The 12386-nt window shown below is 67.3% G+C and carries 13 protein-coding genes, 1 tRNA gene and 2 pseudogenes; 6 read left to right on the top strand and 10 right to left on the bottom strand.

Features of this window, described 5'->3' with window-relative positions:
* The 5 genes and pseudogenes from MJ777_RS19875 to MJ777_RS19895 form a co-directional block, all read right to left on the bottom strand.
* Positions 1 to 217, bottom strand: a pseudogene (locus MJ777_RS19875) (hypothetical protein); the annotation flags it as partial.
* Entirely contained in the window at positions 214 to 1146 is a 933-nt protein-coding gene (locus MJ777_RS19880) for a branched-chain amino acid ABC transporter permease (protein WP_239308572.1), read from the bottom strand. The gene MJ777_RS19880 and the pseudogene MJ777_RS19875, both read right to left, overlap by 4 nt.
* 77 nt (positions 1147 to 1223) lie before the next feature.
* Positions 1224 to 2387: a branched-chain amino acid ABC transporter substrate-binding protein gene (locus MJ777_RS19885; protein ID WP_239308573.1), complete on the bottom strand. Its 1164-nt coding sequence runs from the start codon at positions 2385 to 2387 to the stop codon at positions 1224 to 1226.
* 394 nt (positions 2388 to 2781) lie between these two features.
* Positions 2782 to 4260, bottom strand: a complete 1479-nt coding sequence (locus MJ777_RS19890; protein WP_239377421.1) for a branched-chain amino acid ABC transporter substrate-binding protein — start codon at positions 4258 to 4260, stop codon at positions 2782 to 2784.
* Entirely contained in the window at positions 4257 to 4871 is a 615-nt protein-coding gene (locus MJ777_RS19895) for an ANTAR domain-containing response regulator (protein ID WP_239308575.1), read from the bottom strand. Before MJ777_RS19895 ends, MJ777_RS19890 begins: the two co-directional genes overlap by 4 nt.
* 196 nt (positions 4872 to 5067) lie before the next feature.
* On the opposite strand from MJ777_RS19895, the gene MJ777_RS19900 reads away from it, so the two are divergent.
* Together MJ777_RS19900 and MJ777_RS19905 are read left to right on the top strand one after the other, a co-directional pair.
* Positions 5068 to 5140 (top strand) — tRNA-Leu (locus MJ777_RS19900).
* 298 nt (positions 5141 to 5438) lie between these two features.
* Entirely contained in the window at positions 5439 to 5885 is a 447-nt protein-coding gene (locus MJ777_RS19905) for a hypothetical protein (RefSeq protein ID WP_239377422.1), read from the top strand.
* A 143-nt stretch (positions 5886 to 6028) separates the two neighbouring features.
* Here the strand turns inward: MJ777_RS19905 and MJ777_RS23245 are convergent.
* The 3 genes and pseudogenes from MJ777_RS23245 to MJ777_RS19915 form a co-directional block, all read right to left on the bottom strand.
* Positions 6029 to 6205: pseudogene (locus MJ777_RS23245) on the bottom strand (recombinase family protein); the annotation flags it as partial.
* 19 nt (positions 6206 to 6224) lie between these two features.
* Positions 6225 to 6368, bottom strand: a complete 144-nt coding sequence (locus MJ777_RS19910) for a hypothetical protein (RefSeq protein WP_239308577.1) — start codon at positions 6366 to 6368, stop codon at positions 6225 to 6227.
* A 170-nt stretch (positions 6369 to 6538) separates the two neighbouring features.
* Positions 6539 to 8887 (bottom strand): sigma factor, encoded by a 2349-nt coding sequence (locus MJ777_RS19915; RefSeq protein ID WP_239377423.1) that lies wholly within the window; start codon positions 8885 to 8887, stop codon positions 6539 to 6541.
* Positions 8888 to 9154: 267 nt separating this feature from the next.
* Between MJ777_RS19915 and MJ777_RS19920 the strand changes: the two genes are divergently transcribed.
* A complete protein-coding gene (locus MJ777_RS19920; RefSeq protein ID WP_239377424.1) occupies positions 9155 to 9823 on the top strand; it encodes a cytochrome P450 in 669 nt (222 codons plus the stop codon).
* 112 nt (positions 9824 to 9935) lie between these two features.
* Here the strand turns inward: MJ777_RS19920 and MJ777_RS19925 are convergent, their stop codons facing one another.
* The gene (locus MJ777_RS19925; RefSeq protein WP_239308580.1) at positions 9936 to 10244 is read right to left on the bottom strand and encodes a nucleotidyltransferase family protein; all 309 of its coding nucleotides are present in this window, start codon (positions 10242 to 10244) and stop codon (positions 9936 to 9938) included.
* A 549-nt stretch (positions 10245 to 10793) separates the two neighbouring features.
* Here MJ777_RS19925 and MJ777_RS22795 point away from each other — a divergent pair.
* Positions 10794 to 10928, top strand: coding sequence for a hypothetical protein (locus MJ777_RS22795; RefSeq protein ID WP_255724126.1), 135 nt, complete (start codon positions 10794 to 10796; stop codon positions 10926 to 10928).
* 355 nt (positions 10929 to 11283) lie between these two features.
* On the opposite strand, the gene MJ777_RS19930 is transcribed toward MJ777_RS22795, so the two are convergent.
* A complete protein-coding gene (locus tag MJ777_RS19930) occupies positions 11284 to 11676 on the bottom strand; it encodes an HIT domain-containing protein (protein WP_239308581.1) in 393 nt (130 codons plus the stop codon).
* Positions 11677 to 11731: 55 nt separating this feature from the next.
* On the opposite strand from MJ777_RS19930, the gene MJ777_RS19935 reads away from it, so the two are divergent.
* Together MJ777_RS19935 and MJ777_RS22800 are read left to right on the top strand one after the other, a co-directional pair.
* On the top strand, positions 11732 to 12265 hold the full coding sequence (locus tag MJ777_RS19935; RefSeq protein ID WP_239377425.1) for an excisionase family DNA-binding protein: 534 nt from the start codon (positions 11732 to 11734) through the stop codon (positions 12263 to 12265).
* Positions 12262 to 12384, top strand: coding sequence for a hypothetical protein (locus tag MJ777_RS22800; protein WP_255724127.1), 123 nt, complete (start codon positions 12262 to 12264; stop codon positions 12382 to 12384). Before MJ777_RS19935 ends, MJ777_RS22800 begins: the two co-directional genes overlap by 4 nt.
* Positions 12385 to 12386: the final 2 nt, after the last annotated feature.

Here is a 12386-nt window from a genome sequence, read left to right on the forward strand (position 1 = left end):
GCCCAGCCCACACGGCAGCGGCCCAGGCGCCGGCCGCCAATGCCGCGAACAACCCGAAACGCGGGGCGAACAGTGATCCGCGGATCCCGGCGAGCGGATGCCCGGCGTCGCCGGACGGGCCGGTCACGACGGCGAACAGCGCCGCTCCACCCATATACACCGCGAGCCGGCGCGCCCAGCTGAACGCCGCGCCGGTACGCGGCCACCCGACGATCATGCCGCCCTGCGCCGGTGTTCACCGAGCAGGCCCGAGGGCCTGACCAGAAGGACGCCCACCAACACGAGAAAGGCAATCACATCCCGGTAGGACGCCTGGAACACATAACCGCCATAACTCTCGACCAGACCAAGGAGCAGACCTCCCACCACCGCGCCACGGACGTTGCCGATACCACCGAGCACGGCGGCGGTAAATGCCTTGACACCCGGAACAAACCCCATCGTATAGGAGGCGTTGAACGTCATCGCGTAAAGGAATCCACCGGCGCCCGCGAGCAGGCCCCCGAGCACAAAAGTGGCGACGATCACCCGTTCGACGTCGACACCCATCAGACGCGCGGTGTCCGCGTCCTGGGCCGTCGCCCGGATCGCCTGGCCCAGCCGGGTGACCGCGACCACCCGGTCCACCACGACGAGCATCACGACCGCCACGCCGAATATGATCACTGTCTGCACAGAGACCGCGGCGCCGAGGACCCGCCCGACGGTCCCGTTGGTGAACAGGTCCGGGACGGGCACGCTCTGGCGGCCGAACTCCTTCCCGGCCAGGTTGGCCGCGAACAGCGAGGCTCCGATGGCGCTGATGAGGTAGGCCAGCCGCGGCGCGCCACGGCGGCGCAGCGGCCGGTAGGCACCGCGCTCCAGAGCGAACGCGGCCAAGCCGCCGGACGCGGCCCCGGCACCGAGCCCGACCGTTACCAGCGCGACGGACGTGAGCCCTGACGGCGTTGCCCCGCCCGCGGGCAGCAGCGCCCGAGCCGCGAACAGTCCGCCGAAGGCACCGAGCATGAAGACCTCGCTGTGGGCGAAGTTGATGAGCGTGAGCACCCCGTAGACGAGGGTGTAGCCAAGAGCTATGACCGCGTACAGGGAACCGATGGTCAGGCCGTCAACCGTCAGCTGCCCGAACTCGTGCGCGAAGCTCATGCTGATGTCCCCCGAATCGCCGGTGGTTCACCGAACCACTGCTGGTGCGCGGTGTCGCGGGCGGTCATGAACGCGGGTCAGGCTTTCATCAGCTCCGCGGTGGTCCCAAGCACTTCCCGCTTGCCAGCGCGGATCCGGTAGACGTAGACGGTCGAACCGGCGACCTCGCCGTTGGGCTGGAACACGATCCGCTTGGTGACTCCCTCGAAATCAACGGATGAGAAGGCCCGGACAACAGCCTCACGGCTGGCACCCGGCCCGAGCTTACGCAGGACCTCGATGACCGCGTTCGTCGCGTCATATGCCTCACCGGAGTAGGTGCCCGGCCGCGTACCGTTGTTCACCCGTTTGAAGTCGGCGACGAAGCCGGCGGCCTTCGGGTCGCTGTTGGCGTCGCCACATGGGCAGGTCAGATACGCGCCTTCCGCGCTCGCGGCACCCGCCTGGGTGACGAACTGGTCGTCGTTCGACCCGTCTCCGCTCATGATTGCCCCGGTGAAGCCCTTGGCCCGCAGCGCCTTGGTCAATAGGGCGAATTCCCCATAATAGCCGGAGTAGAATATCACGTCCGGCTGCTCGGAAATTATCTTCGTTGCCTCGGATGTGTAGTCCTTCGTCGGGTTGATGCCATCGCTCACGACATTCACCCCCTGCGCCGCCAGCTCTTTTTTCAACACCGTCGACAGCCCGGTGCCGTATTCGCTCTTGTCATCGAGGGAGAACACCTTCTTGGCCTTGAGAGCCTTTGCGACGTAATCCGCGGCGGCGGTGCCCTGTACGGTGTCGGGGGCAATCACGCGGAAAAAAGTCCCAAAACCCAGCGAGGTGAGCTGCGGGTTTGTCGCGGACGGGCTCACGGAGAGGAGTTTGGCCTGGCTGTAAAGCGGCTCGCTGGCTTTGGTCGCGCCCGAGAAGATCGGCCCGATGACAGCGATGACGCCCGAGTTGTCAATCAGCTTCTGGGCCGCGGTGGGCCCCTGCTCCGGGGTGCCCTGATCATCCGTCTGGACCAGCCGGAGAGTGAACGGGAGCCCGCCGCTGGTGTTGGCGCGATCGACCGCGGTTCGCAGGCCGTTGATCGCGTTGATGCCGAGCTGCGAGCTGTCGCCCGACAGCGGCCCCTGGAAGCCGATGATGTATTCGGGGCGCCCGCTTCCCGAGGAGCCTCCCCCGCACGCGCCGACGGTCAGCGCGATCGCAAGCAATCCAGCGGCTCCCGCCGCCATGGTCCGCCTCGCCATACCGTGTCCCTTCATCCATTTTAGTAAGACAATTCAGGCAAATCGTCATCAAGCATAACGCGAAGGATGCCAGCTCTCCCAACAGAAAGGTCATCCGACCGGTGCCGCGCACGACGGCCTCACGCCGCACCCACGCCACGCGGCCGCCGCCATCCACCGCGCCTGCTCTGCCCAGCTTGCTGGCCATACTGTCGGAAACGTAGTCGCTACGAGCAGCAACTGAAAGCTGAGAACGCCCGTGTCGTCACAGTTTTCCGGTTATGGCGTGTTACGGAAGTTGTCGGACGAAATCGTGGCGTGCGGCCGGATCGCCGGCCCGGCCGCCGGGTCGAGCCGCGCACGTTCGGGACGGCGCGGACGGCCCGGACGGCCCGGACCGCGCGGACCGCGCGGATTACGGCCGGCGCACCCGCAGCACCACGAACGCCCGGTTGCGCACCGCATAGATGGTCACGAGCGGCGCCACCGCGTCACCCCACGCATCAAAGCCGACCTCGCCGGTGGCCCCGACGAAGCGGCCCTGCCTCAGCGCGGCGATGACAGCGGCCCTGGCAGCGCCATTCACGCCGGGCCGGCCTGGCAGAACACTGCTGGCCGCCCGCAACAGCACACCGGCGGCGTCGTAGGCGTACGCGGCGACGGACGGAATCACATCGGCGGCCGCTGTCGGCGGGGGGACGGCAAGGCCCGGGTCACCGGTCACGGCCGAGCCGTCACCGCGGATGACGGCCGGCGGACCAGCCTCGGAGCCGAGGCCGGAGCCGGAGCCGAGCGCACGAGAGGTGGCCGAGACGGCCGGATCAGCGATGCGGGTGCCGGCGTCCCGGTTGCCGCGGCCACCCCATCGGTGCAGGTAGGCCGCGGCGAACGAGCCGGCCCGCGGCAGTTCGGAAAGCGGCGCGCCGAGATCGACGACTGTGTCTCCCTCAGCGGCGCCCTCCGCCTGCTCGGGATAACGAGGGTCGCCCAGCCCGTCGGAACCGAGAACAGCGACGGCCAGGCCCTGACCGGCCAGTTCGGTACGCAGCTGCGCGGCAAAGGCGAAGCCCGTCGCCACGTACAGCAGGTCCGGGGCTTCGGCACGTACCCTCTCGACTACCGAGGCCACCTCGGACTCGTCATCCAGGCTGCCGTGGACTTTGTGTATTCCCGTGACGGTGGCGCCCAGCTGGCGGGCGTCGGAGGCGAATCGCTGCGCGAGGGAGGTACCGAAGCCGGGGCCACCGTCCACCACCGTGATCCGGCGGCGGCCCATGGTCGTCACGGCGTACTCGGCGCTGGTCCAAGCCGCCAGGACGTCGGTGCCGCTCAGCCGGAAGTAACCTGGATACGGCCGGCTCCGGGCGGTGGCGCTGGTGGCCGCGGTCGCGTCCGCGAGGCCCGTGAGTTCAGGGCGGCTGTTGGACGGGGAGACCACGGCAATCCCGGCGGCGCTCAGCGTAGGCACAGCGACCATGGCGACCGTAGAGCTCAACGGCCCGACGACGCCGATCACCGTTTCGTCAGCGGCCAGTTCACCAGCTGCCCGGGCGCCTCCGTCCGGCCGGGACAGGTCGTCCTGAAGGCTCAGACGGATCTTCCAGCCGGGGATCGCCGCGTCCGCGTTTGCCTCGTCGACCGCGAGCCGCACGGCGTTGCGGACCGCGCCGCCCAGCGAGGCGAGATCTCCGGACAGCGGAGCCATCAGCCCAAGCGTGGCCGTCCGCGGTTGCGGCCGCGACGGGCTACCAGCAGACGGTGCGGTGCTGAATTTTACCGCGTACGCCGCCCCGACCGCCCCCGCCGCAACGATCAGGGCGACCAGCGCGGCAACCAGCGCCCGCGTGGGCGGTACCCGGTGTCCCCGCCGGGTGGGCGGTGACCAGTCGATCACGCTCCGGGTATGGCCTCACCGGGCAATGCCTCGCCAGACAGGATGCCTTCGGCCACCGCGCGCATCGTGCGCCGCTGATTCATCGAGGTGCGCTGGATCCAGCGGAAGGCGTCCGGCTCGGTCATCGCGTGCTCGGTCTGCAGGACCCCCTTGGCCCGCTCAATGATCTTTCGAGCCTCCAGGCGGCCCTGTAGATCCTCGACCTCGGCCTCCAGGCTCACGATCTCGGTGAAGCGGCTCACAGCCATCTCGATCGTCGGCAGCAGGTCCTTCTTCTGGAACGGCTTGACGACGTAGGCCATCGCCCCGGCCTCACGGGCTCGTTCCACGAGCTCTCGCTGGCTGAACGCGGTCAGGATCACCACCGGCGCAATGCGTTCCTTGGCGATGTGCCCACCGGCCTCGATCCCGTCCATACGAGGCATCTTGACGTCAAGAATGACCAGGTCGGGCCGAAGCTTGGTGGCAAGGCTGACGGCCATCTCGCCGTCACCGGCCTCACCGACCACCTCGTAGCCCTCCTCCTGCAACATCTCACGAAGATCAAGACGGATCAGCGCCTCGTCCTCGGCGATCAGCACCCGGCGGGGGGTCGAGGATGGCTGGCTCATCGGGTCGGACTCCTGGGCTCGCAGGGCTAGGATGATGCCGTTGACCCGCCGTAACACCGGGGCGGTCGGTCGATCCGCACCTTACCCGGCTAGAGTCGTCAAGGAAGCGCTACCTGCATATCGGCCAGCCCGGTAGCTGGATAACCCAACAGCCGGTCACCCTCAGCACCTGATGATCATACAGTAAAAGCAGTATGCCCCTGTACTCCAACGGCAGAGAGACGGTGCTCAAACCACCGACAGTGTGGGTTCGAATCCCACCGGGGGCACAACGCAGAAGGTTGCGGGTGGGAGATCATGGTAGGTCTTCATCTTCGTCTCCTCGGTATGGCGCACCGCTTGCGGGTCGGATAGCGGGAGCACAACCGCCTCCGTACTGGTGTCGGCGACGGCGCGGATCGTCTCGCCGGACAGGGTGATCCGGCAGGTTACGATCTTCGTCTCGTGGTTGTAGTGCATCTCCAGACACAGCGCCTCGAACAGGCGCCGGGACAGCGGATCGGGAAGCTCAGCGAGGTCGACCGCGCTGACCGGTAGTTGACCCAGGAGAGCCGGGTTCGGCGCCTGGTGCACCTCCTCCTCAACCTCGGCGATCCGCCGTTCCAGCTGCCCGCGTTCGGCGAGCAGTTCGGCGCGGCGTTCGTTGATGTCCCGGATGAGCTCCGGGTCGGGCGGCTCGGCCACCTCCAGGCTGCGGATCAGCCGCTTCCTCTTGTTCTCGGTCTCGGCCAGCGCCTTGCGCAGGGCACCCAGCCGCCGGTCGCGTTCCCGCTGCCGGCCGGCGACGAGCCCGTTCAGCTGGGCACCGAGGAGATCACGCCGGTAGTGGCCGAAGACACGCTCCGCGAGGAAACCGCTGAGACCGGCAAGCAGCGCCTCCTCCCGGATCCAGAAACTGGAGATGGCTGGATGTCCCGGCGGGTTGTAGCCCTTCTTCGGCGAACACACGTAGTAGGGGTGTCCCGGACGGACTTCCCCAGCATGCACCGCCCACACAGCGCGCAGAACAGGTAGCTGCGCAGCCGGTACACCCGCCGGCTCTGCGGATGCCGGTTCACCCCCGACGCGGTACGCGACCGTTCCCGGCGCAGACCCACCTGCTGGGCCAGCACGAACGACTCCAGATCGACCAGCGCCTCATGCACCGGCACCGGTGACCACACCCACTCCCCCACCGGGTTGAGCCGGTTCTTCCCGTTGCCCTTGCGTGCCCGCCGGTTCCACACCATGTGCCCGGTGTACTTCGGGTTGGTCACCACGTCCCGGACGTTGGAGTAGGTCCACCGCCCCACCGCCCGCCCCTCCCCGATCGGGACCGGCGGCGGGTTGCCCACCAGATCACGGTTGAGCCGGTCAGCGACACCCCTCGGCCCTCGCCTGCTCGACCAGACGCCGCGCGAGCTCCTCGTCGAGCACCGCAGCGTCGCTCTCGGCGCTGGCGGCTGCTGGTTCGCCCGCGATGGTCTCCGCTGCCGGATCTGTCGTCATGCTGGTCATCTGGTGCCTCCTCTACCTGCACCTATGCACAGAGTGCGACAGGAGAGTTACACCGTTGGTTTTACAGTCCCGCACGGTGCTCAGGCCGAGGAGTTCGCCAAGAAGGCCCAAGGGATGCCGTCCACCACCGTCGACCGCTTCATGCGGGGTCTTCCACGGTTGCCGTGGGGCTACTGTTCGACCACGCGGAGGGCCGGGTTTCCCGCAGGGCGGAAGGCGCGCCACGCGGCCTTGCCGGGCGGGTGGTAGAGCGTGAGCTTGGCGGCGTCGGTGCCGGTGAACGCGGTGGGATCCTGTGCCGGCGGCTGCGTGCCGAGGTACACGGCGCGCAGCGCCACGTTGTTCGTGAACACGTGCGGCCCGAGCTTGCGCAGGCCGGGCGCGTACACCGACAGCAGCTTGGGGTTGTTGGTGATGGAGTAGTGCCAGGCGGTGGTGAGCATCGGTGCCCAGACCTGTTGCAGGGTGGCGAAGCCGGTAATGGCGTTCTTGTCCAGCGTCTGCAGCTTCGGCAGGCGCAGGACCTTCACTCCGGTCCCCTGGGCCGCGTCGCCGTTGAGGTCGAAGCAGTTGATCCCCATGTATGTGAGGCTCGGCAGATGCACGGCGCGCAGCGCGTGTGTGTCGTTGAGCCCGTTTCGGCCGATCGATTCGAGGTTCGGGGCGGCGAAGTACTGCAACCGTGAAGTGTCGTCGAACGCGAAGTCGCCCACTGTCACCGCACGTGGCAGGTTCACCTTCAGCAGGTACTGGTTGCGTCGGAAGGCGTCCCTGCCGATGGTGATGGCGCTGGGCAGGTACACGACGGCGAGCCGCGCGTACGGGGCGTGACCGAAGGCCATCACGCCGACTGTGCGGGCGCCGCGCAGACTGACGCTGGCGAAGTTGTGGTTGCTGAAGGTGCCGTCCTTGACCTCGTCGAGGTCGTCGAGGACGAGATCCTTGACCCAGGTGTCCCACCAGCCGTTGTACCACAGGTAGGGCCAGTCGCCGCCTCGTGCGGTCTGGCCGGCGCAGGCCAGGCCCGAGGTGGGTGTGCACTCCCGGCCGCCTTGCAGCGAACGCAGGTTGTACACGTGCAGCCGGCGCAGGTTGGTCAGGTCGAGACCGCCGCTGGTTTCGGGCTTGTGCAGTGTCTGTAGTGCCGTCAGGTCCGTGTCGTTGAGGGCGGTGCCTCCGGTGAGGTAGAGGGCCAGCCCGCTGCCGCGGGCCAGCCGGTCGCGGATCTGCGCCAGCTGGCCTTTCAGCGGCGAGGCGGCAGCTTTCGACACGTCATACTGCACGGCGACGGTGCCGGCCGGGAGTGTGTGGTCGCCGGGCTTGGTCACCTGGTAGCGGTACGTCTCCGAACGGTTCAGGTCGGGGTCTCCGATGAAGACAGGATCGACGCCCGGATCGGCCCCAGGATCGGCGGCTTTCGGTGACGGGCTGCGTGACGGGGTCGCCGACCCGGAAGCAGAGGCGCCCGAGGTCGGCACCGCTGTGTCGGCAGCGGCGCCTGTCGGTGCGGTGCCGGTCGTGACGAAGCCCGGCACCTTCTCGCGCCGTCCGCTCAGTACGGCGGCGGTGACGGCGGCGACCCCGCCGGCGGCCGCGACACCTATCACCGCGACGGCGCGCCGCCTACTCAGCGCCATCCCCCTGGGCTGGGCGCGGAGGAGCGCTGCGTCGGTCGTGCTGCCGGAGCGGGCGCTCGCATTGTCGCCGCCCCCGCCGACAATGCCGCCGCCCGGTTGGCCGAGAACCTTCGCCGTCAATCCCGCGGGGACAGGCACGAGCATTGCGCCGACCAGCAGCCGCTCGGTCGGGACCAGTTCCGCGCACCAGCGGTCGCACTCCAGGCATTCCCGGGTGTGGCGGGCAAGGCGTTCGCGCCACAAGCTGCTCGGCCGACCCTCCCAGCCCAGAAGGAGTTCGTCGAGAACGGAGCACCGCGCTGTGGCGTGCAACGCGCGTATCATCGCTCGGGCAGCGTCGAGCTGGGCGCACATGCGGCGCACCCGGAGCGTAAGATCCGGCGTGCTCAACCGCAGCGCGTCGGCCAGCTCGCCGCAGGTGAACTGACCGGCCGACTCCAGCCACCACAGCGACAGCAACTCCACATCATCACCGTCAAGCCAGCGCGCCGCTTCCGCGAGCTCCCTGCGCTGCCCGGTCAGCTGCAGGCCGGCGATGGCGAGGTCCACGAAGTCGGCTCCCGGACCGGCGACATCGAGCAGCTCCGCGGTGTCGGCGGGGGCTCGCCACCGTCCGCGTACCTGCCGCATCGTGATCGCGATCAGCCATGGGTGGAACCGCTGCGCATCCCGCAGCCCGGGTAGACCACGGATGACCTGCAGCATCGTCTCCTGGACGACGTCATCGACATCGGCGTGGGCCGTCATCGCCCAGCCCACGATGTTGTAGACCAGCGGCAGGTACGCCTCGACCAACTGGTCGAGCGCGCGCTCATCCCCGGCAGCCGCCGCGGCGACCGTCACCTGCATCTCTCGCATTGCCCGTGCCACCCGACGCAGCATGCCATCGTGCTGAAGAGGAGATGCCCGGTGGTAGCGGGACATTACGAGAAGCTGGGCGGTGACGTATGGGATGTGTCGATTATCACACGCCGCCAATTCGCCCAGCCCAGCTCCGGGGTGAGCGGAGCCGACCGAGTGTCGAGACATCCATCGGCCCGCCGCATACACTCAGTTGTCTGACCGCCAAGGAGTGGCTCATGCCTCGGCTGTCCTGCGCCGAGCATGGTTCGAGTAGCGGAACAACACCCGCATTGTCCTGGCGACGGTATGAGTGAGCTCGCGGCCGCCCCACGCGAGATCGCCGACTGTGCTGGCCCGCGTGGACTGCCGCTGTTGGGTAATCCGCACCAGCTCGACCTGACCCGTCTCAGCGCGGTGCTGGAGGGCTGGGCCGACCAGTACGGCCCGCTGTACCGCATCCGCATGGGCCGTCGGGACGCGCTGGCGGTGGCCGATGTCGAGGCCGTCAACACAATGCTGCGCCAGCGCCCGGACGGGTACCGGCGGCGACCACTAAGCGCGATCCAGTCGGTACTGGCCGAGTTGGGTATCACTGGTGCGTTCTCCGCCGAGGGCGAGCAGTGGCGGCGGCTACGACGGCTGGCCATGCAGAGCCTGCACGCCGATTACCTGCGCAGGTACTTCGATACCGTGGCGCGGGTCACCACCCGGCTGCATGAGCGGTGGACCCGAGCCGCGGCCACCGCCACCGCCACCGATGTCGATGTCGATGTCGATGTCCAACAGGACATGATGCGCTACGCAGTCGAACCGGACGAACGCCACGGACCCGGCGGCGAGCCGCTTCCCGCCGGTACCTCCCGTCGGCGGCCAGGCAACCACCGACCTGCGGCGATCACGCTCTGTGGTGTCCGAAACATCAGGAATGATATGGGCGCGCTGAGGACGGGTAGCTTTGATGGCTATTCACCATAAATACGACTTTGAAAAAAGAGGCATCCAAAGGCATGTGTCGCCTTGACCGCTTGATTCCGCCCTGCGAACCAGCTCTGCTGCGCGCAACGCGTCCCACAGATACTTTCGCGGATCAGGCCGCATACAGGGTTTCCCTGGTCCGCATCACCCGGTCACGGAAGTACGGATTACGGATAGCCGTGACGCTGACGACATCCACCGGGCGGCCGAGGAGCCGCTCAAGCCCTTCCTTCAGACCGAAGTACGACCCAAAATAGTCGAATCCCGGCCGGACATCGAACTCCACCAACACATCAACATCACTGGAGTCGAGGTCGAACGAGTCACCCACGGCCGAACCAAACAGATCGAGGCGGCGAATGCCAAGCGTCCGACACAAGGCCTCGATCTCCGGCCGACTCTCCTCGATCACCTCATGCACGGCCCACCTCCCAGTGCCATTCTGCCCGATCTGCGGCACGACCTCGCGAACGAGACCGTACCGCCGGGGCACGTGACCACGTACACGTACCGCCTATCACCCCTGCCCGGGGCTCCCTCGCGGTTCCGCGGCCCCATACACACAGGTCGCCGTGCCGTTACGACCAGATCGAGCGGGCCGCGATGCAGTGTGGATGCTGTACGAGCCTCCCCGGGGGCACGGACAGCATCCACGCGGTGAGGGTGCCGGGTGACTGTTCTACGGGGCGTGGGGGTGTCGGCGACTGTGTCGAGGTCACTGACTGGAATTCTGATCACCATCAGGATCTCTTAACTCTCGTGGCCGACATGGACGGCGAGCCGCGTGATCTCGTAGAGACGTCGCTGCAGCTCCTCCTTGACCTGGATTGCTGTAGTGAGCACGCTCCGGCGCACCGCGTGCCCTAACGTGACAGATCCATATCGTAGTATGGCTTCTAGCGACTGATCGCGACAGGCGACGGCGTCGATTGGCCCGGTCGAGCTCCGGGTGATCCGCTGCGAGATCACGGTGACCACCACCGCTGGCACCCGGCGCACCGAGCACTACCTGCTGGTCACGACCGCGGGCGGCCCGTCGGTCCCGGCCGCCGAACCGATCCGCCTCTACCATGATCACTTTGAGGTGGAGATGAGCCACCGGTGATGCCCCTCAAGCCGTGGTCGTTTCTCATGTCTGGGTTCCTTCCTCGTATGGTCCTGCTCGGCGGGAAGTGCGCTCCAGCGGGCGCGGGTGTAGTAGCCGGGCGGGCGTCGCGGCGTTCGTGTAGCCGTCGCATCTCGGTGTCGTCGGCGACGACGACCCAGGACCTGCCGTCGGGGTGGCGCCGAGCGGTGATCCATCCCCGGTAGATCCAGGTATAGATGGTGGCGGTCGGCAATGGCACACCTCAGCCGAGGATAGGTCACCTACGAGCTGGACACTATCAACACCAAAAGTTGGCCAACAGAGTCAACGCCGGGGCCGTGCATCCCCCGCCGGGAGAGTTCGGCGACGCTCGTCACGTGCTGTATGTGTCGCGGGTAAGGGTGGATAGTGCCACTCGTAGATCGGCGTTAAGCTGGTTGCGTGCCGCGCTAATCGCGTGTTCCTTCTTCGTCCGCTCCGCGCCATACAGGTAGACGGGGCCGACCCGGAGACTCTCCTCCTCCCACCTGTAACGCGCGTGTACATGGCCGTGGAGATGCGGCCAGAGGTTCCCCAACACTTCGTAGGTGATTCGCAGAAAGTCTTCGTCGCGAGCCGCGCATACCTGAGCGACAGCCTCACCGAGAAGAGACAGGTCGAAAAGGAAGTCCATCCGTTCTGGGTGAGGAAGGTCAGTCAGATGGTTTGCCGATCCGGCGTAGACGAGCAGGCAGTAGCCAGGGAGATGCTGCGTGCTGCCCAGCACCGCCCATCCAGTGCGCATTCGATGGAGAACGTGGGGTTCCTCACCGCGTTCCAACGTGGTAAGCTATTCACCGCTCATATCCACGTATGGTGGTGCGGCAGGTGGAAGACCATGGCCGCTGGGGTGTCCGAGCGCACCGTCCTTCCCCCCGGACGAGTCCCTCGACGACCTGGTCGCGTTCGTCGGGCGGATCAGCCGTACGGAGAACCACGCCGAACTGGTCGGACCCGACGGATCGCGCGCCCTGCTTCCCTCAGCCGTCTACGAAGTGCTCCAGCATGTTGTGCTCGCGATGGCCCGCGGCCAAGCGGTCACCATCGCCCCGCACCACCAGCAGCTGACCACCCAGGAGGCGGCCGACATCCTCGGCGTCTCCCGCCCGACCCTGGTCAGGATGCTCGACGAGGGGCGGATTCCCTACACCCAGCCCGGTCGCCACCGCCGGATCCTGTTGCCCGATGTGCTGACGTACCAAGAACGACACCAAGCCGCGCGCGAAGCCGCCATGGACGAACTGGTCACCCTTTCGGAGGAGTTCGACGGCTACCGCGCGACTGACAAGCCATACCACCGAACAGAAACGCCGTGACCTTCGCCGCGCTGCTCGACACGTGCGTCCTGTTCCCCATGCACCTGCGCGACAGCCTGCTCCGCCTCGCGACGCATCCACCTGGCATCCGACAGCCCCCGAAGGACTTCCAGTGCTAACC

This window comes from Protofrankia sp. Cj5 (assembly GCF_917627405.1).
Taxonomy (GTDB): Bacteria; Actinomycetota; Actinomycetes; order Frankiales; family Frankiaceae; genus Protofrankia.

Excerpts from the sequence above, each read along its gene's own strand:
- MJ777_RS19880 (WP_239308572.1), bottom strand. The coding sequence starts at position 1,146 with ATGAGCTTCGCGCACGAGTTCGGGCAGCTGACGGTTGACGGCCTGACC.
- MJ777_RS19885 (WP_239308573.1), bottom strand. The coding sequence starts at position 2,387 with ATGGCGAGGCGGACCATGGCGGCGGGAGCCGCTGGATTGCTTGCGATC.
- MJ777_RS19895 (WP_239308575.1), bottom strand. The coding sequence starts at position 4,871 with ATGAGCCAGCCATCCTCGACCCCCCGCCGGGTGCTGATCGCCGAGGAC.
- MJ777_RS19910 (WP_239308577.1), bottom strand. The coding sequence starts at position 6,368 with ATGACCAGCATGACGACAGATCCGGCAGCGGAGACCATCGCGGGCGAA.
- MJ777_RS19915 (WP_239377423.1), bottom strand. The coding sequence starts at position 8,887 with ATGCTGCGTCGGGTGGCACGGGCAATGCGAGAGATGCAGGTGACGGTC.
- MJ777_RS19920 (WP_239377424.1), top strand. The coding sequence starts at position 9,155 with ATGAGTGAGCTCGCGGCCGCCCCACGCGAGATCGCCGACTGTGCTGGC.